The sequence below is a fragment of the Bacteroidia bacterium genome, assembly GCA_041391665.1.
GTDB lineage: Bacteria > Bacteroidota > Bacteroidia > J057 > J057 > JAGQVA01.
On the sequence record JAWKNO010000003.1, the window covers coordinates 701,734 to 727,269 of the forward strand.

The following is a 25,536-nucleotide window of genomic DNA, read 5'->3' on the forward strand; positions in this document are numbered from 1 at the left end:
CCACTAACCACCAACCACCAACCACCAACCACTTATGAAACTCCAATTCAAAGAACAAGACTTTCAGGTTCAGGCGGCTTCCGGCAGAGTGCAGGCTTTGGTACATATTAACAATTAAAAACATGGCACTCCCTATTAATCTATCAGACCTGATACACGGGCAAACCATTGAGTGGGAACGGCTGGAGTTCAAGCAAGGCTGGAACCCAGAGGATGTGATCCACACCATGTGTGCCTTTGCCAATGACCTGCACAACTGGGGGGGCGGATATATCATTATTGGGGTGGCCGAGCAGGAGGGGCAACCCATTCTTCCTCCGGTGGGATTGAAGCCTAATCAATTGGATCGCATTCAGGGAGAAATCATTCGTCTTGCTACCCGAATTCAGCCCACTTACTTTCCCGTAATAGCGCCTTATGTGTTGTATGCGAAACATATCCTGGTTATCTGGTGTCCGGCGGGTGATAATCGCCCCTACTCGGCTCCTTCTACCCTGGGAGACCGGGCACAGCGATCTTATTATGTGCGGATCGGCTCACGGAGTATCGTGGCTCAGGGAGAAAATTTGCGCAGACTGCATGAATTGACTGCACGCATACCTTTTGATGACCGTGTAAATAATCAGGCAACCATTAACGACCTGAACCTGGGTTTGATACGAGAGTATTTACAGGAGATCAATAGCAACCTGCTGGAAGAAAGTGAAAAAATGCCATTCGCAGACCTATGCCGTACGATGCTGATTGGCAAAGGCCCCAGGGAAGACTTCAGGCCGGTAAATGTGGGGTTGTTATTCTTCTCAAAACAACCGGAGCGTTTTTTTGAAAGGGCATGGATTGAATTGGTCTGGCATAAAGATGAATCAGGTAAAAATTTTAAAGAAGTGTACTTTAAAGGCCCCCTGCACAAGCAATTGCGTGATACGCTATCTTTCATTCGCTCAAATATTGTGAATGAACAAGTAATGAAACATGCTGACAAAGCTGAATCAGAGCGTTTTTTCAATTACCCATTTGTAGCCATTGAGGAAGCGTTATCCAATGCAGTATATCACAAAAGCTATGAGCATGGAGCACCCATAGAAATACAGATATTTCCGGACAGAATGACGATCCTGAGTCACCCAGGTCCCGTACCTCCGGTGAATGCCGACGTATTATCTACCCAAAAAAGGATCATTGCCAGAGAATATCGGAATAGAAGAATTGGGGATTTTCTCAAAGAACTCCGACTGACTGAAGGAAGAGGAACGGGTTTCCCTGTTATATATGGTGCTATGGAGGCAAATGGTTCTTCTACGCCAATGTTTGAAACAGATGATGTTAGTTATGTGCTTGTTACACTTCCTGCAAGGAGATCTGTTGGAAACCAGGCGGGTGACCGGGTTAGTGACCAAGCTGGCGAAAAAGCTAAACCACTCGTATTCAGCACAATACAAGAGGTAATTGACTATGGCAAAGGCGCTGATCATGGGGTTGATGGTGAAGCTGGTGACCAAGTTAGTGACCCGGTTAAGAAGTTACTTCGTGAACAAGTACATACCAGAGTAAGTGAAGTACTCAGTACAGCAAAAGAATGGATCAAAAGAGAAGAATTGTTTCATAAAATGGGGTTAAGTAATCATACAACAAATAGACAGAAGTACCTCGATCCCTTAATTAATATCGGCTGGATACGAATGGAATATCCGGATAAAAGGACAAGTCCCAATCAGCGGTACAGAATAACTGAAGCAGGCAGAAAAATCATGAAATTGATTGTAAAATGATGAAACTCCAATTCAAAGAACAAGACTTTCAGGTTCAGGCGGTAAAAGCAGTGGTAGATTGTTTTGCGGGGCAACCCCTCAGGACCAATCGCTTCACGTTGGAACGCAGCAAAGAACTTATCAGGAAAACAAAACAAGCTGCTTTGGGCGGAGTGCAGGCTGTTGCGTTTGAAACGGAAGTACTTGAAGAAATAGGCTACCGCAATAGTCCTGTCCAAATTTCCGAAAATCAAGTACATACCAACATACAGGAAGTGCAAAAACACAACGACCTGAATGAGAGCGCTCAGATAGAGCGACCAAAAGGCGTAAAGCTGGGGTATAACCTTACGATAGAAATGGAAACAGGTACAGGTAAAACCTATACCTACATCCGCACCATGTACGAGCTAAACAGGCATTATGGCTGGAGCAAGTTTATTGTCATCGTACCGAGCATAGCCATACGCGAAGGGGTGTACAAATCGTTTCAGGTAACTCAGGATCACTTTCAGGAATTGTACGGCCACAAAATCAATCCTTTCATATACAATTCAGGCAGGCCACAGGATATAGAAAACTTTGCATCTGACAGCCGCATCAGTGTGATGATTATCAACACCCAGGCTTTTAATGCCAGCGGGGCAGATGCAAGACGTATCTATCAGGAACTGGATCAGTTTGGCACCCGAAGGCCGATAGACATTATTGCCCAAACCAACCCCATTCTCATCATTGACGAACCGCAATCGGTGGACGGTGAGAAGACCCTGAAAAGCATGCAGGACTTCAACCCATTGTTTACGTTGCGTTATTCAGCAACCCACAAAGTAGAGTACAACAAGATTTACAGGCTGGATGCCCTGGATGCTTACAATAAACGCCTTGTAAAGAAAATACAGGTGAAAGGCATCAGCCTGAAAGGTTCGACCGGCACCACCGGTTATTTATACCTGGAGCAAATCAGCCTGAGCACGACCAAACCACCTTACGCCGTAGTTGAGTTTGAAAAACGTGTGGGTGAGGGTGTGAAAAAAGTAAGGCAGAAATTGGGAGAAGGAGCTAGTCTCTATGAGCTTTCAGGCAATCTTCCGGCCTATAAAAACCAAAATATTACTGAGATAAATGGTTATCTGAATAAAGTAGTGGTAAACGGGACGGATATTTACCCCGGAGATATCTTGAACGATGTTGATGAAAAAGCATTTCGCCGGGTGCAGATACGGGAAACCATCATGTCACACCTGCAAAAGGAAAAACAATTCTATGAAAAAGGGATCAAAGTGTTGAGTCTTTTCTTTATTGATTCGGTGGAAAAATACCGTGTGTATGATGAAGCGGGAGAGCAGGCTTTGGGGGAATATGCGCAAATATTCGAAGAAGAATACAATAAGGTTAGAAATGAATTTCTGGATTTATTTAATCAGGATTATAACGATTATTTAAGAGATACCGATCCCGGCACTGTGCATAAAGGTTATATGCCAACCCATTATGCCGAATATCTTAACAGAGATGATGCACACAGGGTACATGAGGGCTATTTCTCCATCGACAAGAAAGGCAAATCTATTGATCCAACTGTAAAAAGAGGTAGCGAAGACTCAGAAGACATTTCTGCCTACGACCTGATTATGAAAGATAAGGAAAGGCTACTGAGTTTTGAGGAACCCACCCGTTTTATATTCTCACACTCCGCATTGAAAGAAGGTTGGGACAATCCGAATGTATTTCAAATTTGCGCGCTAAAAAATGCAGAGAGTGGGAGTCAGACCCGCAGAAGGCAGGAGGTAGGCCGGGGAATGCGGTTGTGTGTGGATAAGCGTGGGGTTCGCCAGGATTTTGAGCTTATAGGGGAACAGGTGCATGAAGTCAACAAACTCACAGTAATAGCATCAGAAAGTTATGAAGCATTTGCAAGGGGGCTGCAGAGCGAAATAGCCGCTACGCTGAAAGACCGTCCGCAAAAAGCAGAAGTGGAATATTTTGTGGGCAAGGTGGTAACCAATGAGCAAGGTGAAGAATTACGCATTACAGAAGATGATGCCAAAAAGCTTCAGTTCAAACTCATAGTAGGAGAAATCATTGACGAAGACTACAAGATAACATCAAAAGGAAAAGAACTCATTGAGCAAGGCAAAGTTGCCTTACCTGAGAAGCTTGAACCTTTCAAAGAGTCTGTTTGCAAGCTTTTACAATCCATTTACTCAGGTGGAGAGTTCAAGCCGGAAGATGAGCGGCAGAGCATCATTCTCAACACCAACCTCAACTTCAAAAAGAAAGAATTTCAGGCACTTTGGGAAAAGATCAACCTGAAAACTATCTATGAAGTAAAGTTTGATACAGAACAACTCATCAAAGACAGCAAAAGTCAGATCAACTCTCAACTCCACATAGGCGACCGGGTTTATGAGGTAAAAACAGGGGAATTAAGAGATGGTACCAAAGTGCAGATGGAGGAAGGGAATCTGGTGCAGGAGACACAGAGGGAGTACTTGAAGCTCAAAAACGATCTTTATTCAGATGCTGTCTATGACATCGTAGGCGAAATAGAAGATCGTACACAACTTACCCGCAGGACAATTGTATCGATATTAAAATCTATCCGGGAAGAAAAATTTCTTCTGATTCGAAAAAACCCTGAAGCGTTTATTGCTAAATGCAGCAAGCTTATAAACGAGGTAAAAGCACGCCTTATCATTCACAATATCGTTTATCATAAGATAGAAGAAACGTATGATGCAAAGACCGTTTTCACCAACGATAAAAATGCATTTCGCAATTCCGAGCTTTTAAAGAAACATATTTACGACTACCTGACTTCCGACTCCAGGATTGAAACTGATTTTGCCCGGGCATTAGAGAACAGCACAGATGTGGTGGTATATGCCAAGTTGCCACGGAGCTTTTACATATCGACTCCGGTAGCAAATTACAGCCCGGACTGGGCGATTGTATTTGATAAGGATAAAGCGCGGCATATCTACTTTGTAACCGAAACGAAAGGTTCGGATTCAGATATGGATTTGAGGGAGATAGAGAAGCTGAAAATACATTGCGCCGAAAAACATTTCGATACGATCAGTGGCGGAATTGTAAAGTTTTCAAAAGTGAGTAGCTATGAGAGGCTAATGGAGATAGTTCAATTGAAATAAAGCCTTATGAAGCTGATTGACAACGTAAATAGCCGTTTGGGCGATGACCTGAAGGCAAGTATAAAAAGGGGCAGCAAGCTAAGCATTGCGGCATCATCCTTCTCTATTTACGCATATGAAGCCTTGAAAAAAGAGTTGGAGAAGATTGAAGAATTACGCTTCATTTTCAGCTCACCAACCTTTGTAGAAGAAAACCTCAAAAAGGAAGTACCAAAATTTTTTATTCCGCACCTGTTCAAAGAAGTAGATTTATGCGGAGGAGAGTTTGAGTTACGTTTAAAAAATCAATTAAACCAACGATCCATTGCGAAAGAGTGCTCAAAATGGGTTAACGAAAAGGTTACTTTCAAATCAAACAAACATCATCAGCTTCCATTGAATGGAATGATCCATGTGCAGAATCCAGGCAAGGAGGAATACGCCTATTTAAATGTAAGCAGCTTTACCACATCTGATTTAGGAATAACACACAAAAAGAGTTTTCCGACACTTATTCAAAAAACAGATTTCCCGGATAGCCAGGCCTATCTTGAATGGTTTAATCAGATTTGGGAAAACGAGGAGGATTTGAAAGAAGTAACAAGGAAAGTCCAGGAGTATTTTGCGAATGCGTACAAAGAAAATAGCCCGGAGTTTATCTATTTCATTACGCTTTATAATATTTTTAATGACTTCCTTCAGGACATATCGTTGGAAAATCTCCCCAATGATCAGATAGGTTTTAAAGATACAATTATATGGAGTAAGCTATACAATTTTCAGAAAGATGCCGTAATAGGAGCGATCAACAAACTCGAAAAATATAAAGGCTGTATTTTGGCGGATAGTGTGGGATTAGGAAAAACCTTCTCCGCCCTGGGTATTATTAAGTACTACGAAATGCGGAACAAGGACGTACTTGTCCTGTGTCCCAAAAAGTTGGAAGACAACTGGAATACCTACCGATACAATGACAAAACGAATTTGCTGGCAGGGGATCGTTTTCGTTACGATGTGCTTTTCCATACGGATCTTAGCCGAAAATACGGAACAAGCAATGGCCGTCAGTTGGAGAATGTAAATTGGGGGAACTATGGGCTTGTAGTGATTGATGAGTCGCACAATTTCAGAAATAATAATGCAAATGCGGATAGGGAAAACCGATATCAGGCGCTACTTCGAAAAGTAATAAAAGAAGGCATTGAAACGAAAGTATTGATGTTATCAGCAACACCAGTAAACAATCGTTTCAATGATCTTCGAAATCAGTTGGCTTTGGCTTATGAAGGAAATTCAGAAAGTATAGACCGAAAGCTTGATACCGATATGGGGATTGAAGTGGTTTTCCGACGTGCCCAGCAGGCTTTTAATGTATGGAGTAAGCTCAGTGCTGTACAGAGAACCACCGAAAGCCTGCTCGAAATGCTTGATTTTGATTTTTTTGAAATTCTAGACTCGCTGACTATTGCCCGTTCCAGAAAACATATTACGACCTATTATGATACAACAGCAATTGGCAAATTTCCGACACGAAATAAGCCTGTTTCCATTCAAAGTCCGCTTACCGAAAATGACGAAATCACATACAAAGAAATAGCCGAGCGCCTGATTTTGTTGAATCTGTCAATTTATACTCCGCTGAACTATATTCTGCCCAGTAAGTTGAGTGCATACAGAAGCTTATATGAAAAAGCAGTGAGATCAGGCGGAGGCAAATTGTCACAAATTGATCGCGATAATAGTCTGCGCATCCTTATGCGGATTAATCTTCTCAAGCGTTTGGAGAGTTCTGTTGATTCCTTCAGAATCACATTGGAAGGCATTATTTTTCAGATTGAACAAGCCCTAAAAATAATCAAAAATGGATCTCAGGGTGAATATGAAGGTATTCACGCCAAAATGAATGACGAAGAATTTGACTGGGAAGCGGACTGGGGAGATGAAGAAAGTGTAATTGGGAAAAAGGTCAAGGTTCATATTGCAGATATGGATACCCGTAAGTGGGAAGAAGACCTCCAGGAGGATTATTCGTTATTAAATGAATTATGGAATCATATAGTAGATATCAGGGGTGAGAATGATTATAAACTCCAGAAATTAATTTCATTGCTTGATAAGAAAAATGCAGAGCCATTCAACGCTGACAACAAAAAAGTAATAGTATTTACAGCATTTGCAGATACAGCCAACTATCTGTATGAAAATATTGCGGGCTATTTAAAAGATGCTTATGGACTGAATAGCGCCTTAATCACAGGCTCACGCAAAATTACAAATGCCCAAAATATCCCTGCTAATTTGAACCCCCTGCTCACTTGCTTTTCTCCAGTTTCCAAAGATAAAGCTCGTTTATATCCTGGAATATGGGAGTCTATTGATTTACTTATTGCCACAGATTGTATTTCTGAGGGGCAGAATCTGCAGGATTGTGATTACCTAATCAATTATGATATCCACTGGAATCCAGTAAGAATCATCCAACGCTTTGGACGTATTGACCGGATTGGTTCTATAAACGACAGTATTACTATGGTAAACTTCTGGCCAGATGTAACGCTGGATGCTTATATCAATTTAAAGCAGCGTGTTGAAAGTCGAATGCTGATCAGCAATATGGCCAGTACGGGAGATGACAACATACTGAATACTGATGAAAAAGACCTGGAGTATCGTAAAATCCAGCTTCAAAAGCTACAGGACGAAGTAATCGACCTTGAAGATTTGAGAGAAGGGGTGAGCATTACGGACCTTGGCCTTAATGATTTTCGCGTTGACCTGAGTAATTATATTAAAACCTATGGAGAAATTGCCTCACTTCCTGAGGGGCTTCATGCAGCTGTAAAAGCAACCGAAACTTTACCGCCTGGTGTGATTTTCGTATTGAGAAATGTCAACTCCAGTGTCAATATCAATAAACTAAACCGTCTGCATCCATATTATCTGGTTTACCTTAAAAAATCGGGGGAGCTTTATTTGAATCATGTAGAGTCAAAAAAGGTATTAGATGCCATTCGCTTGCTTTGCAAGGGGAAAATCGAACCCATAACTGATCTTTGTAAACTTTTGAGCGAAGAGACCGATGACTACCACAATATGAATGAATATTCGCTGCTTTTAAAACAAAGCATCGGTACTATTTTACACACTGAGGAGGAAAAGGAAGTGCTTAGCTTATTTAAATCTGGCGGCACCGCGGCGCTGACAGATAGGTTTAGGGGAATAGAAGATTTTAAACTTATTTCATTTCTAATTGTACGATAAGTGGAAATATTTAGTCTTCCATATACGACAAAAGTAAATAGGGTAATACCTAAAAATGCTTTTGATAATTATACCAATACGAAACAAAAAAAACTGTTTACTGATTGCATAGCCAGGATCACATGGACACATAAAATTTCAACGGATACTGTCAATCTTGACTTTAAAGATATTAAGGAAATCCAGGTTTTTACGGTCGAACTTAAAGTTAAAGAAGATATTAAGCAGGTTCTGGATATTATAGACAAAGCTATTCCTTATATTATTATTTTTATCGTAGTGTACGATAGCCAAATTTATTTTTCAACCTCCGCAAAACACCAACATCCCCTAAATGAGCATAATGCAATTGTCGATTGGACATTCAAAACCGGTTGGTTTCAGCTTCCAGATAACCAATACAAGTTGCAGCTAAAGAAAAGCCTTGACGCCGTATATCTGGATTTTTGTGCTCAATTGTCTATTAGTGGGAAGCTCTCACCTCATTCCCTTCAAAAGCTTATTGATTTCGAAAAAAATATTTTCTCGCTCCAAAAGGAAATCGCTAAAGTAAAATCTGCAATGACTAACTCGAGACAGTTTAATGAAAAAGTTGAACTCAATTTAAAATTGAAGAGATTAGAAAAGGAACTGAACACCATTCATCCCCCTTCTTCAGATTCTCTTTAAATTCTCCGACATTCTTCGCGGTGGCTAATCTCTCTGTCTTTAGGTTTGCATGGAGAAAAGGAAAACCTGCCAGAATTGGGCCTGTAGCATTTGTGGTTTTGGTAAAGGTCATTTATACTGCTTCAGCGCTTCCCCTAGCCTATTTTTTATGGCCTTGGTAAGGGTCAATGGCTGTATAACAGCAACGCTGTCCGCATACGAAAGTATTAACCTTTCCAGCTCATAGTTGATGATAATATGCAATGTTACTTCCAGGGTATTAATATCAATCCATTTTGATTTTTGTGAACCGTGAAGCGGCTTGGTTTCCATATAGTTTCCTGTTCTACCTGTAAAATGTAAAATTACTTTTTCAGGTTCTGCATCAATGGGCTTTGTAACTCCGATAATTTCTTCAAAATATTCCAGCCAGTCTATCTTATTGTTTTTCTGATACTGCCCTTTTATTTCCTTAATTGAAACGATGCGGTCTATAGCCAGATTCCAATCATACTTTTCCTTTTCAGGATTATAGCCAAACAAGAACCAACGATTATTGTATTGCTTCAAAAAGTAAGGATGAATCACAATATCAAAAGGAGTATCATTCTCAAATGGCTGATAGCTAATAGAAAGCACCTTTTTGTAAAAAATGGCATTATGTAAAGGTCCCAGGTGCTCAATACCCTTCAGGTATTGGTTGCTGTCAAACTCCATAATAGTAGCGGATACCTCATCAGAAGCAATTCCCTGTTGTAATTTAGGAACCAGTTCATTTACCCATTCAAATTGAGGCATACCCCTGAACTGTGAAAGTATATCCACCGCAGCTTTCAATTGATTAATTTCGACTTCGTTCAAAGGCATATTGTTGATAGAGAAAGACATGTCTGCATACCGGTAATAAACCTTTTTCCCATCACGAAGCTTGTTAAGTTCTATGCTCCACCCTTCCTTGCTTTCCATAAAAGCAATATCTTCAAATATCTGCCTTCTGCTGATTCCATTTGATCCAGGGTCAATTTCAAGTAGCACAATTTCACATTCTGCAATCAGGTCATCAATAAAATATCTTCTTCCCGGATTCCTGAAGCATTTATCCAGTACTTTATAGCGTATAAGGGCATTTTTATTCGTCGCCATAATCTAAACCTTTATGCTGTGCAGAGACACTTCATCTATAAGATTTCTATTTGCTTTCAATTAACTGTGTCTCACAAGGCACAAAGTTAATTGAAAATAATTACTTTTGTGCAGTTACACTGCACAGTTGGAATATTACTTTGCACATGGTTCTTTGAAAGCCTGCTGCACGATATTGATTTGTGCCAACTGGAAGCCTTCGCAAGAAGGTTTCAGATCGGTTGGTGTTCCGGAGCAATCCGGGATGAATGTTTCTAGGTAATTGTCTTTTATATACTTCTGTAAGCTATATAAAGATAGATTATGTCGAAATATTATTATTTATTATTTATGGACATAGACAAAGGTTGGGTTCATCAACAAAGAATAATGCAGCAGGCTTCATTGAACCCTTATTAAAATGATGAAACTGGAACAAGCGCATATCGACCAAATCAGAACTGCTTTTGAAAAAATGCAGTCCAGGGGAGATTTTCTTCATTTATTGAATGAAGCGAAACCGCTGGTTTATGGAGAGAAGGCTGTTCCATTTGAATTGAAACAGCTAAGCTGGTATGCCAATCCAAAACTAGGGGGAAAGCGATATACGGAATTTAAAATCAAGAAAAAATCAGGTGCAGAACGCTCCATACATGCACCCGTTAAAGGGCTAAAATCTCTTCAAAAGACCTTGAGTTTTGTGCTTCAATGTGTTTTTGAACCGCACCATGCAGCGATGGGTTTTGTTAGAGATAGATCAATAGTGGATAATGCCAAATTGCATGTTGGTAGTAAGTTTGTGTATAATATCGACCTGAAAGATTTTTTCCCTTCAGTTGATCAGGCAAGGGTGTGGAAATGTTTACAGTTAAAACCATTTAACCTAAATAAAGTAACTTCTGCGAATACAAGTCGCCTGGATATTGCGAATATCATTGCATCATTGTGCTGTACCACAATGGAGGTAGAACGCAAGAACGGAGCAGGTGAATGGGAAAAAGTAACACGCAATGTACTTCCGCAGGGAGCTCCTACCTCACCAATTATAACAAACATCGTTTGCCAACGGCTGGATTATTTACTCTCAGCGGTGGCCAAGCGTTTTGGCCTAAAATACAGCCGTTATGCCGATGACATCACTTTTAGTTCCATGCACAATGTGTATCAACCGGATAGTGAGTTTTTGAAGGAGTTGCACAGGATCATTGCAGAGCAAAACTTTCACATTAAAGAAAGTAAAACCCGTTTGCAAAAAGATGGCTACCGTAAAGAAGTAACCGGCCTGTTGGTGAATGAAAAAGCCAATGTGCAGCAGCGATACATCAAGCAATTGCGTATGTGGCTTTATTACTGGGAAAGGTATGGTTACGAAAGAGCATCAGGGTTCTTTTTACAGCAATACATTGCCGACAAAGGCCATGTAAAGAATGGCAAGCCAGATATGGCAAATGTTATTTCCGGCAAACTTGATTACCTGAAAATGGTTAGGGGGGCGGATAATGAATTGTATCAGAAACTCAAAACCAGATTTGAAAAGCTTACAGGGAAAGTTGCAACTGTATCAAAAAACCTAATTGAAATTGAGGAGGCCGATATAAGTAATACACCTTTGATGAAGCTATTGCTTGGCCTTACTGAACAACCTATGGTTGTTTCAGAGGAGAAAATTATTGATGTTCCTACTAAGGTTAAAGCTGAAGAAAAACCAATACCTGTGTTTCATAAACCTAAAGAGTTGGTTGCGCTTTTGAAAAATTTCTCTGTAAATGATAGTGCTTTAAAATACACAACACATAGTTGGGATGCTGGCCGAGATGCTAACATGTTTAAAGATTTATCTGAATTTCTATCAATTGCCAAATCTCAGTATAGCAAGTTTAGTTATGCCTTAAAGGGGCTTAGTGAAAACCTAAATGGAAAGATTTATAACTTTTTATTCAATAAGGAGATAGCCAAATCCGGATGGGGTGATATAAATCCAAAGAAACGTATTTACTTCGGATGGAGTTCGCCTGAATTACTTGAAGCTTGTAAAAATGATATTTCATTAAACCCTGAAGATTTCATTCTGCCGGAGAAGTTTCAGATTCAGCGGTCTGGGAAAACACTACAAAAGTTTAAACACATAATAGATGTGTTTAAGAATGAGATTGAAGTTAGAGATGAAAATTCCGCTTTGCTAAACCTTATTCTTCAAAAGCATGATAATTATTTAATTAGTTTTTCTGCCCCTAAGGTTTCTAATCTGGAAAACAAAACCTTTTATACTGACATACAATGGCTCGGTAAAGCCCTTGATTTAATTTTTGAAGGAATACAAAAATACCCTCAGCATCCAGTTGTGGAATATGCTGTAACTGAAAATAATAATGACAGATTGGTTCTTACCATTCTACATCGTAATTCTTTTAAGAACGGCTTGTCAATTTATGATGATAAGCTAAATCTTAAACGGGGTGACTTTAGCACCATAAAAGATAAGTTACAAAATCTATGTGATTGGTGCATAGAATCTGAATTTGCTGAAGGTGCATACCGCATTAATTATCTCGTATCGGACAATGAAAATCCGGCATATGAAAAAATAATGTCAGCAGAGGGCTTTAAACACATACTAACCTTTTATAAATAGAAGATGAAAATTGCCATAATTGAAGATAGAATAGCACGCCTTGAACAGTATACTGATTTTGAGTTGAAGAAATGCAAATCAGTTACAATAATTACAGGTTTAGAATTTGATAACCTTATAGGCTCTTTTAAGAGTAATAATACAAAACCACTTGATCAATATGAATGTATTGCAAGTCACCGGTCTGCTTTATCAAATGAAGTAAGAGATACACTAAAGGAATATTGCAGAATAAATAGAAAGCCCTTGATTTTCTTTTCCGGTGGTATTACAACAAGTGTTTTGAAAGATTTAGATTTCCCCTTTCTGCATATTAATTCAAAAGAGTTTTATTCTGAGAATCTTAAATTATTTATTGAAGCTTTTGAAGAAAGTAATGCTGTTAATTTATTGGTACTGCAGTTTGGCAAGAAGTGGAAATTGAGTTTGCTTCTTAACCTGAGGAATAATATTGCGGTGGCTTTAAATAAGGAAGCGTTAAGAGTACAATTCCCGGATTCTGAAATTGATGACAGTGAATTGATTAAAAGGGTGAGAGACTTGCAAATTAATAACGCAATAAAAGCAGACTTAATAAATGAGAAAACGAATGTAATTTTTTCAGGTGATGACTTAACACCGATTTCTTTTGACCAGGTTCAGGATATAAAATACGTAATTGACAGAGTAATAAATGAAATGGCATGAAAAAACTTTTAATACATAGCAATAACACCTCTTTCAACAATACCGAATTATTTCCGTTGGCGGAGCAGTTTGTATTTGATGTAGACTTTGACAAGGATGTTGATTTTTACATAAATGAAAATCTGACTGATGGTGGTCTGAAGCAAAAACTTGAAAAATGTGATATCGTTTTCATTAAAGTATCTCTATCGAAGAACTATTTAGAATACCTTGGTTTGAGATTGGCATATCATATTAGATTGACAAAGAGCATAGGAACAAAAGCTTATATGCCAATTGTTTTTATTGCTGAAGAAAGTTTCCAATACTTGGGTTTAACACATCCTGAGCCTTCAATATTTTTTACTAAAGGTATATATCTTATAAAGGAGTCGCTGGATGATTATAAAAAAACATTGAAATGGTTTATTGATGGAAGGATAAAGCCTTTGGATGATTTTTCTTCGTTTGTAAATTCAATAATTATAAATCCGCCTTCAAATTATCTTTCTCACCATTCTATTGCAAATGAATGGAGTATTTTAAGATGGGCAAAGGTGCTTGGTATAGCCACTGAAGTAGAAGCTTTAAAAGATGTAAGGATTAATATTGAAAGCTTATTGTATTACAAATTTCTTCAAGCTAAGTATCCGATAGAAGCAGAGCCAGATAAGGCAGCTTTTAAAATAAATGGGAAAGGTCGTATTCTTTATATTGATGATGAGTGGAATAAAGGATGGAATGTAGTTTTATCAAATTATTTTGCTACATCATCTACGGAAATCAAGTTCGAAACTTTGAAGTACGATTTTAAGGACAGGTCGCATCAGGATATTTTAAAAGAATGCGATAAGAAAATTCAAAGTTTTAAACCGGATGTAGTTTTATTGGATTTGCGTTTGTCCGATTCCGATTTTACAAATTCTCACAATTCATCGCTTTTAACCGGATACAAAGTACTGAATGCAATAAAATTAATCAATCCCGGTATCCAGGTAATAATATTTACAGCTTCCAATAAAGTGTGGAATTTATTAGAGTTGCAAGCTAATGGTGCTGATGGGTTTCTTTTAAAGGAATCTCCTGAATTGACAATCAATAGTTCATATACTTACGAAGCTTTAAGTTCATTAAGTAAACAAATTACAATTTGTTTGTCAAACGCTTACCTCAAAGAGATATGGAATTTGTTTGAGGAAATAAAGAAAGTATTTTCTAAGAATCCATTGACAACTAAGTACTTTCCAAGGCACTTAAAGGAACAATTAAATGGTATTAAATATCAAAATCTACTACTCCAGGAGTTAGATGCAATTTTTGAAATACTTAAAACAAATAATGAAAACAGATATGGTATGGCGATGATAATGCTGTATAAAATATTGGAATACCTAAATGAGATTTTTTATCAGAAAATTGCATGGGATGAGCCGCCAAAATTTTTTGACAACGTACCTGTAGATTATTTTGATAAAAACTCAAAAGCATGGAAAAAGCCAACAGATCGTTTAGATTATTATAATAGGGAGAAAAGGGTTAAAGAACAAATTAGAATAAAACCCGAATGGTTAAAATCTACTTTAAACAAGACCCTAAATCTTGCTGTGAAAAAACTTAACATTACAGATGATAGTATCTTAATCGATTTAATTTCTCTTTCTGATTACCGTAATGATTTCATCCATTCAGATTCCTCAAAGAGAAGTATGTTAAAAGTTTTGCAGTCGAAAGAAATTTTGAAATGGTCAACTTCTGTTACAAGTATAATTAAAAATCTGTAAATTCTATGCAACTCACAGCCAAACTCACGCAGCTGCTTCCAATCCAAACCGGTACAGGTAAAAATGGAGAATGGAAAAAACAAGATATCATTGTTGAAACAGATGGTCAGTACCCTAAAAAAGTATGCGTCTCAATTTGGGGAGATAAGATCAATGAAGGTCAATTGCAAATCGGTAACTCATTGCAAATTGATTTTGACATCGAAAGCAGGGAATACAACAGTAAATGGTATACCGATATTAAAGCATGGAAAATAGAGGTAGCAGGTACAGGCACTCAAAACACTTCTGATAATACCGTTAATACGGATGATTTTATTCCAAATGGTGAAGACGATATATTGCCTTTTTAAAAATATTAAACTGTGCAGTTACACCGCACAGTTTAATACAACATTTACATAGAAATAAAAAGACATGAGCATATTCAATCACTTCAAGCATTTAAACCTAAGTCCAGGTCAGGAGGCTGCCCTAACTAAGCTGGAGGCTTTTTTAGCCAGTCCGGTGCAGGTTTTTATGCTGAAGGGATATGCAGGTAGCGGTAAGACAACCATTCTGCAAGGGTTAGTAGAATATCTTAATGCCACAGAAAAAGATTTTGCCTTAATGGCACCCACGGGCAGAGCAGCCAAAGTAATTAGAGAAAAAACCGGACAAGAGGCTTTTACTATTCATAAGTCTATTTACAGTTATGAGGATATGGTAGAGATTGAAGAAGGTGATTCTTTCTATTACTATTATAAAATCCGGAATAATGTGGATGTGGCTGGCAAGATATTCATAGTGGATGAAGCCTCAATGCTATCTGATGCCAAAAGCGAAGGAGAGTTTTTTCGTTTTGGTTCAAGCCACTTATTGACTGATTTGATTACCTACACAAGAGTAACACAGCCAAATGTAAATTCTAAAATCATCGTAACTACTTAGGTACTCAAGAGGGGAAAGAATGAATTTTTTCCATCAAACAAAGTGGTCAACTCGTCGAGGGCATTGCGGTTGCGTTTTCGGAGGGTGGATAAAAAGGAATAAATCCGACAAAAGCGATCCAGTCCGATTTTGGTTCGGAAGCAACCCGCATTTTTCTGTTTGACCTTCAGCGGTCGAATATCCCTTTCGGCCTGGTTATTGGTAAAAGGCACATCGGTTTGTGAGGCAAATAATAAGACGGCGGATTTAAATTTGTTTAGGCGGTTGTATAAATTCCTGCCCTTGGATTGTCGGGGTTTTCCGCGGAGATTTTTGATCGGCGGGGGTTCTTCCTTATTGGCACTTTTGCAGATGAGATCGTAGCGTCGCCAGAAGGGATCTTCCGGGGTGAGTTGCCAGGTCGGTTCAGTCTGGATTTTTTGATGTAGGGTGAAGAGCAGTCGTTGCATCCGGGCGGCCCAACGGGATCCATTTTCTTTCAACCCCTGAAGTTCCCGTACCAAATGCGCCCCACAAAGCGCATGTCGTATGTGTTCAAAAGAAAAATAGGGAGCCCAACAATCATGCACCAGTGTGCCCGAATATCCCGGTAAAATCGAGGCGTCTCCCAGCGCTTCCCGACCCCGCTTTTCATGCCCATAGACGTAGGTATAATCGGCGGTGCTGCTGGTATGCACCCAGTGTAATTTCCCCGCCGTTCGCACCCCGGTCTCATCGGCATGAACCACCGCCGAGGCCGCAACTTGTGCCTTGATTTCGGCTTCTACCGGCGCCAGCCGCTCGTAGGCCTGACTCAGTGCCTGTTCCTGCGTATGATCGTTGATCGAATATCCATACAAATCCAGAAATAATTCACTCGTCCGCTGCCACGATAAATGAAACTTCGTGTTTAATAAGGCCACCAGCGCCTTGACCCCGGAACCATATTGGACCGGCGACGACACCTCCTTCGGAAACGGTTGGTAGATCACCGAGCGGCATTTCGGGCACCGACATTCATACGACTGATACTCCCGCACATACAACGCTTGAACGGGCAAATCAAACACCTGACGACGGGCTGCCAGTTGGGGTTCCCCCCCCGCCAGACTTTCTCCACACTCACATCGATCCGGTATCAAGGCCACTACCTCATCTGCTTCTGCTACCATCTCCAGCGTGTGACCCTTATGACCTACCTGCCCCCCCGACTTCTTCCCTTTGCCTTTCTTCTTCGGCAGCACAATCTTCTTCCGAAATCCATCACTTGACGAGGGCTTCGAACTATTCCCACTGTTTTGGTCCAACTGCGCACGCAAACGCTTCACGTCCTCACTTAAGGATAACACCTGGGCCATTAATTCCCGTATTAACTCATGACAGCCTTCCAGCGTTTCGGGTAAGTTCATCTGCGCTCTTTTTATCTAATTTATTATTTTTTTTCAGGTCTCTCCTTTTTTTTTATTTCCTTGAGAGGGAACCTAAGTAGTTACAAATCATCTTCGTTGGAGACCCTTGTCAGTTACCTCCCGTAGGTGATAATAGTTCAAAAGCTTTTGAAGCCAGTTATCTAAAAGAGCATTTCAATATTTCTTCTGAAGAAACCGAAATGAAGGAAGTGAAAAGGCAAGGTGGTGATAGTGGCATATTAAGAGCAGCTGCAAAAATACGCAAGAGTATTTCAGCCCGTTTCTTTAACGACTTCAATTTGCGTTCCAATGGAAAAGATATTTTAAATCCTACTTATGAAACTTTCCTTGACACCTGGCAAGAAGCAGCAAGTCCAAAAATTATCATTGCAAGTAAAAACAAAACCTGTCTTGACCTCAATTTGCAAATAAGAGAAAGGAGATTTGGCAATGCTGATTTGCCTGTTCAGAAAAGTGATATTGTTATCATGGGTGGTAACAATTATCGAAAAGGTGTTTTCAATGGTGAGTTTGCTGTTATCAATGAAGTAAGTGATATAGTCACACAGAGAACAATTGCATTAAGAGGTAAGAATCCGGTAACCTTAACCTGGCGTGATGTGGAGTTGGTTTTCCCAGATGCTGAAAGCAATAATAAGATTGTAAAGGGTAAGATGCTTGAAAATTTCCTTTATGGTGACAACTATTTAAAGCCGGAAGAAATGCAGGCGCTGTATGTAGATTTCACCTCCCGGCACAAAGGATTAAAACCCAAAACAATAGCGTTTAAGGACGCCATCATGCAGGATGAATATTTCAATTGTCTGTTTATGAAGTATGGTTATGCTGTTACTTGCCACAAGGCACAAGGTGGCGAATGGGATAATGTATTTACCGTTTGGGACAATGATAATATGGAAGGATTCGACTGTTTTATTGATAAACAAAGAAGAGCAGGTAAAACAAATCAGGATTTTTATCGCTGGGCATACACGGCTATCACTCGGGCATCAAAAACGCTGTATGCATTAAATCCTCCGTTTTTCAACTCATATTCAGCTATGGCATTCCTCGATGTAACAGTCTTGAATGCTTTAAATGAATTAACCGGCAATCAAGTCCAAACAGAAGAAATCAGTCTGGATAACGAATTATTACGACAATTATCTAGTTTGAACCTTTTAGATCAACCAATTCAATTACAGGATCATTTTATCAAAGTACGCCATGCAGTAAGAAGACAATATATTGAAGTAGTTGGATGGGAGAAAATAGGCTATGAGGTTCGATTCACTCTTATAAGGGAACAAGACAGAGCTGTTTTCAGAACGTATGTCAATGGCCAAAATGAATTTAGAAAACCTTTTGCCTCAATGCCAAATCTTTCTCCAAATAGTGCATTCAATAATACACTTGCCGAAATATTAAATCATTTACCAAACGTTTCTATAAAACGAAATACTGCCGAAACGATTATTAGCCAAATAGAATTTGACTTTGAGTTAGAGGAGGCGTTTCCTTTTACAAGAAGTTTGTTTGATGACTTAGTATTGTTGTTTAAAGAAACAGATATTATGATTGATAATATTGAACATCAGCAATACAAAGAACGCTATACATATAAGCGAAATAATGAAACAGCCGTTGTAGATTTTGAATATAAAAAGAATGGTTTCTTTGGAAGGGTTGTCCCGATTCAAAATCAAACCAACAGCCAGATGTTGATTTCCGACATTCAAACGGCATTACTAACCTTTAAACAAGAAGAATATGCCAGCTAAAGAAATAAAAGAACTACGTCAGGCGGGTAAGTTGGAGGAAGCTCTGAGCTTAGCAAAAACAGAATTAGAGGCTGATCCGGATAATATTTGGCCTAAACGTAACATTAGCTGGGTGTATTATGACTATTTGAAACAGAATAATTCACCGGATCATTTTGACGTATTTGTTTCGTGGCTTGATGAAATCAAAAAATTAGACTTGCCTCTTGAAGAAAAAATGCTGTTTGAAAAATTGTGCTGGCAGGTTGGTATAATCGCATTCAGTTTACTAAGAAGTAATCCGACTGACCATTACAAAGGGGTACGTCTATTTGAAGTAATTCAATCATTCCATTTTCCAAAACCATCAGAAGGTTATAGCTTTTTATTTAAAGCATTACATAAATCACTAAAGGAAACTGACAATTATATTCAATTTGCTGATTGGTGGGATTTTAAAAATTTCATGCCCGAAAATTTCCAAAAGGAAAGAATGCCAAATGGCAATGAGGTAATGGCAATAGCAGAGCAAGCTTATATTACCTATGCAAAGCATTTACTGCCGAAACAGACACAACACGGTGAAATTATATTTAATAAAGAGAAGGCTGAGGCATTCTTACCCATATTGTCAGCAATAGTTGAAGATTATCCAAAGTTTCAGTATCCGGCCTATTTCAATGCAAAATTATTATTAGCATTAGGTGACAAGGACAATATGCTTGAATCATTGTTGCCTTTTGCCAAGAAAAAACGAAATGATTTTTGGGTATGGGAAATCCTTGCAGAGGCTTTTTCAAACGATCCTGAAAAAGTATTTGCCTGCTATTGCAAAGCTTTATCTTGTAAAAGTCCGGATGAAATGTTGGTGAACTTAAGGCAAAAAATGGCAAGGATATTAATCGCAAAAAAACTCTATAACGAGGCAAGGACAGAGATAGATTTGTTAGTTTATGCAAGAAGTGAGCATGGGTTTAACATACCTAATGAAGTAACTAAATGGCAAGCTACGGAATGGTACAAAACGGCTGTAGCAGCCAAATCCAATTGGGAATTCTATAAAGCTTATGTACCCATTGCTGAAGCACTTTTATTCAGCGATGTGCCAGAGGAATTAGTAATTGTTGAATTTGTAAACTCTGATAAGAAGATGCTTAATTTTATTGCCTCCGAAACTAAGTTTGGCTTTTTCAAATATGATCGTTTTTTCTCAGATGTGAAGATTGGAGATACTTTGAAGGTACGATTTCAGGGCGGAAGCAAAGAAGGAATGTATCAACTCTATACCGCAGTCAAGTTGAATGACGAAGCGTTTAAGATGCAATTTTTAAAGCAAGTATCTGGAATCGTTAAAATACTTACCGGTAAACCATTCGGATTCATTGATGATGTTTTCATCCATCCTTCATTAGTTTCAAAACTGAAGCTTACTGATGGATTGCATTTTACCGGATCTGCAATAAAATCATATAATCAAGTGAAAAAACAGTGGGGTTGGAAACTGCTATTGTAAGAGAGCATGGAATCTAATATTCAAACATTGTATCCCCCCACCAATACCCAAAAACTCCCAAAAAACGCTTAAATTTCCCACATGGAATTAAACAATATCATTGAGTTTAAGTCTTCGTCGGAGCTGAGGGAGAAATTGGCGGAAATGGGTTCATCGAAAACTTTCGCGGAGGGAGCGGTGATTCTCCGGGAGGATGCATGGATCGAAGCGATTCCCATCGTCACGAGGGGCTCCATCCGGGTGATGCGCACCGACGAGGAGGGCAGGGAAATTCTCTTGTACTATATCCACGCCGGGGAAAGCTGCATCATGTCGTTTTTGGGAGGGATGCATCATGATACCAGCAAGGTGAAGGCTGTCGCGGAGGAGGAAACCGAAATTCTGTTTATTCCGACAGACAAGGTGAGCCTCCTCATCAAGGAGTATCCCGAATGGCTGGATTATATTTTCAGACTGTATCACAAGCGGTTTGAGGATTTGCTGGAAGTGGTAAATGCTGTCGCATTCAAGAAAATGGATGAGCGCCTGCTGGCCTTCATCAAACGGAAATGCGCCCTCACACAGAGCAACATCCTGAATGTCACACACGAACAAATCGCCAACGAACTCGGAACTGCCCGTGTCGTGGTATCGAGGCTGCTGAAACAAATGGAAACCGAAAACCTCGTGCAACTGGGCCGGAATAAAATCACCCTTCTGTAACATAAGTTGCTGTACTACACAAATTCCCGACCGACCTTCGTGCCCATGAAATTGTATCCTGCAACGCAAACCAGCCCTATTACCCCTTTATCATAATTTTCAACAAATATGCTCAACGCACTCAAAAATTTACTGGGCTTTGGCCCCAAAGTCGATTACGCCGAACTGGTACAACAAGGGGCCATTATCCTCGATGTCAGAACTAAGTCCGAATATGCGGGCGGACACATCAAAGGATCTGTCAACATCTCCGTGGATACCCTCAGCAATAATTTGAAAAAGCTGAAAAAAGATAAGCCCATCATCACCTGCTGCGCCAGCGGTATGCGCAGCGCCACTGCAAAAAGCATTCTGATCGCCAACGGCTACACCAACGTTCACAACGGCGGCAGTTGGATGAGTCTGAGAAATAAAATCTAATCGCAGAAAAGCTGGCATGTACAGCGGCACAAACCAAAATGTCGGTGTTATCTGTTAGAAGGAGATGCTACTCATGAGAGCGAAAAAGGTTTCTCCGTTGGAGAAACCGGGCAGCGCGCATGAGGACAAAAAGCGCTAATCCCAATCCCGACAGCCCGCATTGAGGTCAGAGGGCAGAAATCAGAAGCCAACCCCCAACAGCTAATAGCTAATAGCCAACAGCTAATAGCAAATAGCCAATAACCAGACTCGCAAAACCCCAGATGCGACATTTTGGTTTGCGCCTCTACAGCGGTTGCCCTCACCCCTCCGCCACAAACTCCACCTTCAGATACGCGCCTGTCGCATTAGCATCTGTCACCACTTGCGGAATGCCCTGGATCACGTCCAGGGTGGGCTTGTGAATGTGTCCGGCGAGGATACCCATAAGGTGAAGACTGCGGAATACTTCGCGGTGAAAGCGGAAGGTCGTAGGCGTATGGCCGGTTTCGGGCCAGCGTTCGCGCCGCTCGATTTCGTAGTTTTTGTCGGTGGCGGCGCCCCATTCGGGATGGCCGCAGCCATAGCCCACCGTCCGGCCCGGTGCGTAAAGCGGAATATGCAGGAGCAATACCATCGGTTGTTTGTAGGCGGCCTGGGCCTGGAAAAAGGCCAGTTGCTCAGGCAGAATCTCGTAGGTGGAGTTGTCGATCGACACAAAACGAACCCCATTGATTTCCCTCACGCCCATGAGGGGATTTTCGCCCTGATAGAGCGGTTTCAGGCGACTTTCGCACCAGGTGGCGCGTAGCGCTGCATGTGGGCCGGGCAGACCTTCATAATGCCAGTCGTGGTTTCCTGCGGTGTAGAGGTAGGGAAGACCGGCCTGTTGGAGCTGCGCCAACGCCCATTCGATGCCCGCCTCCGAAGGAAAGCTGAAGATATCACCGATCAGCGCGACCAGTTCTGACTGCTCGTCCTGGGCAATCGCCAGTGCCTCGCGAAAGCCAGCTTCGGGATTCGTCGGCAGGCCCGTGCGGAAGTGCCGGGTTTCGTTGTAGGCCTTTGCCATCCGCGCGCTGTAGGGGCGGTAAAACTCGCCTCGCATGTCGTCGGTAAACAGGTGCGTATCGGCCAGCATGGTAATCTGAAAAGACTTTTCAATTGCCGTATTAAAAAACCGGAGGTGATTGCCGTCGAGGGCAAAACTGCCCCTTTTTTGCCGGCTTTCGGCCTGCGAATGAGCCCGGGCATAAGGGTACAACGGCATTGCCAGACTGGTGGCGGCGAGCGACTGGAGGACTTTTCGGCGGTTCATAGGTAGTATTTTTCGACCCAATATAAAAAATGAAATTATAAACTTATTGGGGTTTAGGCATCCCGATTAGTGGAAATTCGTGTGATTCGTGGCTATTCAAGAAAGGTTAGGCATCGGATTTCCTTAGCGGTTCATTATCTCAACAAGTTTATAATTCCGTAAAATTATGGGGACAGAGAATATAAACCACAAAGAAAAACCCTTGGCTCATTTTCGCCTGATGCTGCGAAGGTAGAGTTGCTCCACTTTTTCCCGCGCCCAGGGTGTTTTTCGCAAAAAGGTGAGGCTGGATTTGATGGAAGGGTCATGAGTAAAACAGCGAATCGGGATGCGATCACCTAATTCTTCCCAACCATAGGCTTCCTCTAAATACGCGAGGATGTCGGCCAGCTTCACGCCGTGTAAGGGGTTGTTGGGTTGTTCGTTGTCGGAGTCTTTCATGGGATTTGATCGGAAAAAGGTTCAGTACAAAAATGCAAAAAGTATAAGCCATTCTGCAAAATATATACTTTCGTATAAACGAATGTCGCCATCTTTGCCTTATAAAATTTCAGAAAATGGTAACCATAGATAAATCCAAACCAATCTTAGTCACTGGCGCCACCGGTTATGTCGCCGGATGGGTAATCAAAAAATTGCTGGAAGAAGGGCTGACTGTCCACGCTGCGGTCAGAAATCCCAATGACCACGCAAAACTGAGCCACCTCAACGAGCTGGCCGCCAATTCCAAAGGTCAGATCAAATATTTCAAGTCTGACCTGCTGGCAAATGGCAGTTATGCCGAAGCTATGGAAGGCTGCGAACTGGTATACCACACGGCTTCGCCTTTCACCAGCAATTTCTCTGATCCGCAAAAAGAGCTCATTGACCCCGCCGTCCTCGGTACGAAAAATGTGCTGGATCAGGCCAATCAGACCGCTTCGGTAAAACGGGTGGTGGTTACCAGCAGTTGTGCCGCGATCTACACCGATTGTATTGACGTGCAGGCCGCACCCGATGGTATTCTGACAGAAAAAGTCTGGAATACAACAGCTTCCCTCGAATATCAGCCATACTCCTACTCCAAAACACTGGCCGAACAGGAAGCCTGGAAAATGGTCAAAGACCAATCCCGCTGGGATCTGGTGGTGGTCAACCCATGTATGGTTTTGGGACCGCCGCTGAACCCCAAAACCGCAACTTCCGAAAGTTTTCATCTCCTGAAGCAATTGGGCGATGGTACACTGCGCATGGGTGTGCCCAATATCGGAATGGGAGTCGTGGATGTGAGAGACCTCGCAGAAGCACATTATCAGGCAGGTTTTATCCCGAAAGCCAATGGCAGAAATATCATTGCCGGCCACAACACCAATTTCCTTCAAATGGCCCAAATTCTGCACACAAAATTTGGCAGCCAGTACAAAGTGCCCAACTCGGCGCTGCCCAAATGGCTGTTGTTTTTGATTGGCCCGATGGTAAACAAAGCGATTACGAGGAAGTTTGTCAGAAATAACGTCAATCAGGTGTGGCGGGCCGATAACCTCAAAAGCAAAAAGGAGCTGGGCATGAAATACCGGTCATTGGAAAACACGATGATCGATTCTTTCCAGTCGCTGATCGACAATAATATGATCCAGGCAAAATGAAAGATCTTCAATTGATCCAAACTGTAACCGAAGCCCATATGATTTTGGGTGTAAAAAAGCCCAAACATCCGCTCGTTTCGGTTATCCCTCAAAACGAATTGCACCATATCCCTCAGGAAATTGGCTTCCGGGTGAGAGTGGATTTGTTTCAAATATGGATGAAGGAAGGGGTTGAGTGTGAAATTGGTTATGGCCGTAATTCATATGATTTTGGGGAAGGGACGCTGGCATTTATGAAAGCCGGGCAGGTACTCACCCATACAGGCGTACCCAATAATACCCAAAATGGAAAAGGCTGGTTGTTATTATTCCACCCCGACCTGATCAGGAAGTCAGAGTTGGGGAAAAAAATTCACACCTACACCTTTTTTGACTACGAAGTGTCTGAGGCGCTTCACGTATCTGAGGAAGAGAGAAAATCATTGACCGAGATTGTAAAAAAAATAGAAAAAGAACTGAGCCTTAATCTGGACAAACATAGCCAGGGGCTGATCGTCTCCAATATCGAACTCCTGCTCAATTACTGCGCAAGGTATTATGACCGGCAATTTTACACCCGGTCCAACCTCAACCAGGATCTGGCCTCCAAATTTGAAAACCTCTTGCGGGACTATTACAACTCCCAAAAACCCGCAGAATCAGGTCTCCCGACCGTCAAATACTGCGGTGAGCAGATGAATATGTCTTCGCATTATCTCAGCGATTTGCTGAAAAAAGAAACCGGCAGAAATGCCCAGGAGCATATTCACCATTTTGTGATCGACAAGGCAAAAACGATGTTGCTCGGCTCCACCGAACCCGTCAGCCAGATTGCCTACGGACTAGGTTTCGAGTATCCGCAGCACTTCACCAAACTATTCAAAGCCAAAACCGGCATGAGCCCGGTGGAGTATAAGAGTTTGAATTGAG

Annotated in this window: 19 protein-coding genes; 15 read left to right on the forward strand and 4 right to left on the reverse strand. The window is 41.0% G+C overall.

The features are described 5' to 3' along the window. Positions 1-122 precede the first annotated feature (122 nt). From R3D00_25680 to R3D00_25695, 4 genes are read left to right on the forward strand one after another with little or no spacing between them, the layout of a single operon-like run. Positions 123-1,769, forward strand: coding sequence for an ATP-binding protein (locus R3D00_25680; protein MEZ4776593.1), 1,647 nt, complete (start codon positions 123-125; stop codon positions 1,767-1,769). Beyond that, complete coding sequence (locus R3D00_25685) at positions 1,769-4,903, forward strand: DEAD/DEAH box helicase family protein (protein ID MEZ4776594.1); 3,135 nt, start codon at positions 1,769-1,771, stop codon at positions 4,901-4,903. Before R3D00_25680 ends, R3D00_25685 begins: the two co-directional genes overlap by 1 nt. 6 nt (positions 4,904-4,909) lie before the next feature. Beyond that, positions 4,910-8,143, forward strand: a complete 3,234-nt coding sequence (locus R3D00_25690; GenBank protein MEZ4776595.1) for a helicase-related protein — start codon at positions 4,910-4,912, stop codon at positions 8,141-8,143. Beyond that, positions 8,144-8,812, forward strand: coding sequence for a DUF4391 domain-containing protein (locus tag R3D00_25695; protein MEZ4776596.1), 669 nt, complete (start codon positions 8,144-8,146; stop codon positions 8,810-8,812). Positions 8,813-8,920: 108 nt separating this feature from the next. On the opposite strand, the gene R3D00_25700 is transcribed toward R3D00_25695, so the two are convergent. Then, positions 8,921-9,826: a WYL domain-containing protein gene (locus tag R3D00_25700; protein ID MEZ4776597.1), complete on the reverse strand. Its 906-nt coding sequence runs from the start codon at positions 9,824-9,826 to the stop codon at positions 8,921-8,923. Between the two features lie 508 nt (positions 9,827-10,334). Here R3D00_25700 and R3D00_25705 point away from each other — a divergent pair. The 5 genes from R3D00_25705 to R3D00_25725 all read left to right on the forward strand — a co-directional run bounded on the left by R3D00_25705 (position 10,335) and on the right by R3D00_25725 (position 15,922). Continuing rightward, positions 10,335-12,545: a reverse transcriptase family protein gene (locus tag R3D00_25705; GenBank protein MEZ4776598.1), complete on the forward strand. Its 2,211-nt coding sequence runs from the start codon at positions 10,335-10,337 to the stop codon at positions 12,543-12,545. A gap of 3 nt (positions 12,546-12,548) precedes the next feature. Continuing rightward, a complete protein-coding gene (locus R3D00_25710) occupies positions 12,549-13,232 on the forward strand; it encodes a hypothetical protein (protein MEZ4776599.1) in 684 nt (227 codons plus the stop codon). Continuing rightward, complete coding sequence (locus R3D00_25715; GenBank protein ID MEZ4776600.1) at positions 13,229-14,992, forward strand: response regulator; 1,764 nt, start codon at positions 13,229-13,231, stop codon at positions 14,990-14,992. Before R3D00_25710 ends, R3D00_25715 begins: the two co-directional genes overlap by 4 nt. A 5-nt stretch (positions 14,993-14,997) precedes the next feature. Beyond that, positions 14,998-15,345 carry a DUF3127 domain-containing protein gene (locus tag R3D00_25720; protein ID MEZ4776601.1) on the forward strand — a complete coding sequence of 116 codons (348 nt, stop codon included), beginning with the start codon at positions 14,998-15,000 and terminating at the stop codon, positions 15,343-15,345. A gap of 64 nt (positions 15,346-15,409) precedes the next feature. Further along, positions 15,410-15,922, forward strand: coding sequence for an AAA family ATPase (locus tag R3D00_25725; GenBank protein MEZ4776602.1), 513 nt, complete (start codon positions 15,410-15,412; stop codon positions 15,920-15,922). Here the strand turns inward: R3D00_25725 and R3D00_25730 are convergent. After that, a complete protein-coding gene (locus R3D00_25730; GenBank protein MEZ4776603.1) occupies positions 15,919-17,310 on the reverse strand; it encodes an IS66 family transposase in 1,392 nt (463 codons plus the stop codon). The two genes, R3D00_25725 and R3D00_25730, sit on opposite strands and share 4 nt — an antisense overlap. Positions 17,311-17,510: 200 nt before the next feature. Here R3D00_25730 and R3D00_25735 point away from each other — a divergent pair, with 200 nt between their 5' ends. From R3D00_25735 to R3D00_25750, 4 genes are all read left to right on the forward strand, one after another. Then, a complete protein-coding gene (locus R3D00_25735) occupies positions 17,511-19,091 on the forward strand; it encodes an ATP-binding domain-containing protein (protein MEZ4776604.1) in 1,581 nt (526 codons plus the stop codon). Next, complete coding sequence (locus R3D00_25740) at positions 19,081-20,583, forward strand: hypothetical protein (protein MEZ4776605.1); 1,503 nt, start codon at positions 19,081-19,083, stop codon at positions 20,581-20,583. The genes R3D00_25735 and R3D00_25740 overlap by 11 nt, the downstream gene beginning before the upstream one ends. Before the next feature lie 81 nt (positions 20,584-20,664). Next, positions 20,665-21,285, forward strand: coding sequence for a Crp/Fnr family transcriptional regulator (locus R3D00_25745; protein MEZ4776606.1), 621 nt, complete (start codon positions 20,665-20,667; stop codon positions 21,283-21,285). A 108-nt stretch (positions 21,286-21,393) separates the two neighbouring features. Beyond that, positions 21,394-21,705 (forward strand): rhodanese-like domain-containing protein, encoded by a 312-nt coding sequence (locus R3D00_25750; GenBank protein ID MEZ4776607.1) that lies wholly within the window; start codon positions 21,394-21,396, stop codon positions 21,703-21,705. 301 nt (positions 21,706-22,006) lie between these two features. Here R3D00_25750 and R3D00_25755 read toward each other — a convergent pair whose 3' ends face one another. Then, positions 22,007-23,002 carry a metallophosphoesterase gene (locus R3D00_25755; GenBank protein ID MEZ4776608.1) on the reverse strand — a complete coding sequence of 332 codons (996 nt, stop codon included), beginning with the start codon at positions 23,000-23,002 and terminating at the stop codon, positions 22,007-22,009. A 207-nt stretch (positions 23,003-23,209) separates the two neighbouring features. Continuing rightward, entirely contained in the window at positions 23,210-23,443 is a 234-nt protein-coding gene (locus R3D00_25760) for a VF530 family protein (protein ID MEZ4776609.1), read from the reverse strand. A gap of 116 nt (positions 23,444-23,559) precedes the next feature. Between R3D00_25760 and R3D00_25765 the strand changes: the two genes are divergently transcribed. Both R3D00_25765 and R3D00_25770 read left to right on the forward strand, forming a co-directional pair. Next, positions 23,560-24,627: an NAD-dependent epimerase/dehydratase family protein gene (locus R3D00_25765; protein ID MEZ4776610.1), complete on the forward strand. Its 1,068-nt coding sequence runs from the start codon at positions 23,560-23,562 to the stop codon at positions 24,625-24,627. After that, positions 24,624-25,535, forward strand: coding sequence for a helix-turn-helix domain-containing protein (locus R3D00_25770; GenBank protein ID MEZ4776611.1), 912 nt, complete (start codon positions 24,624-24,626; stop codon positions 25,533-25,535). The genes R3D00_25765 and R3D00_25770 overlap by 4 nt, the downstream gene beginning before the upstream one ends. Position 25,536: the final 1 nt, after the last annotated feature.

Coding starts and splice junctions, on each gene's coding strand:
- R3D00_25680 (MEZ4776593.1), top strand. CDS start 123: ATGGCACTCCCTATTAATCTATCAGACCTGATACACGGGCAAACCATT.
- R3D00_25685 (MEZ4776594.1), top strand. CDS start 1,769: ATGAAACTCCAATTCAAAGAACAAGACTTTCAGGTTCAGGCGGTAAAA.
- R3D00_25690 (MEZ4776595.1), top strand. CDS start 4,910: ATGAAGCTGATTGACAACGTAAATAGCCGTTTGGGCGATGACCTGAAG.
- R3D00_25705 (MEZ4776598.1), top strand. CDS start 10,335: ATGATGAAACTGGAACAAGCGCATATCGACCAAATCAGAACTGCTTTT.
- R3D00_25710 (MEZ4776599.1), top strand. CDS start 12,549: ATGAAAATTGCCATAATTGAAGATAGAATAGCACGCCTTGAACAGTAT.
- R3D00_25715 (MEZ4776600.1), top strand. CDS start 13,229: ATGAAAAAACTTTTAATACATAGCAATAACACCTCTTTCAACAATACC.
- R3D00_25720 (MEZ4776601.1), top strand. CDS start 14,998: ATGCAACTCACAGCCAAACTCACGCAGCTGCTTCCAATCCAAACCGGT.
- R3D00_25725 (MEZ4776602.1), top strand. CDS start 15,410: ATGAGCATATTCAATCACTTCAAGCATTTAAACCTAAGTCCAGGTCAG.
- R3D00_25730 (MEZ4776603.1), bottom strand. CDS start 17,310: ATGAACTTACCCGAAACGCTGGAAGGCTGTCATGAGTTAATACGGGAA.
- R3D00_25735 (MEZ4776604.1), top strand. CDS start 17,511: ATGAAGGAAGTGAAAAGGCAAGGTGGTGATAGTGGCATATTAAGAGCA.
- R3D00_25740 (MEZ4776605.1), top strand. CDS start 19,081: ATGCCAGCTAAAGAAATAAAAGAACTACGTCAGGCGGGTAAGTTGGAG.
- R3D00_25745 (MEZ4776606.1), top strand. CDS start 20,665: ATGGAATTAAACAATATCATTGAGTTTAAGTCTTCGTCGGAGCTGAGG.
- R3D00_25750 (MEZ4776607.1), top strand. CDS start 21,394: ATGCTCAACGCACTCAAAAATTTACTGGGCTTTGGCCCCAAAGTCGAT.
- R3D00_25755 (MEZ4776608.1), bottom strand. CDS start 23,002: ATGAACCGCCGAAAAGTCCTCCAGTCGCTCGCCGCCACCAGTCTGGCA.
- R3D00_25760 (MEZ4776609.1), bottom strand. CDS start 23,443: ATGAAAGACTCCGACAACGAACAACCCAACAACCCCTTACACGGCGTG.
- R3D00_25765 (MEZ4776610.1), top strand. CDS start 23,560: ATGGTAACCATAGATAAATCCAAACCAATCTTAGTCACTGGCGCCACC.
- R3D00_25770 (MEZ4776611.1), top strand. CDS start 24,624: ATGAAAGATCTTCAATTGATCCAAACTGTAACCGAAGCCCATATGATT.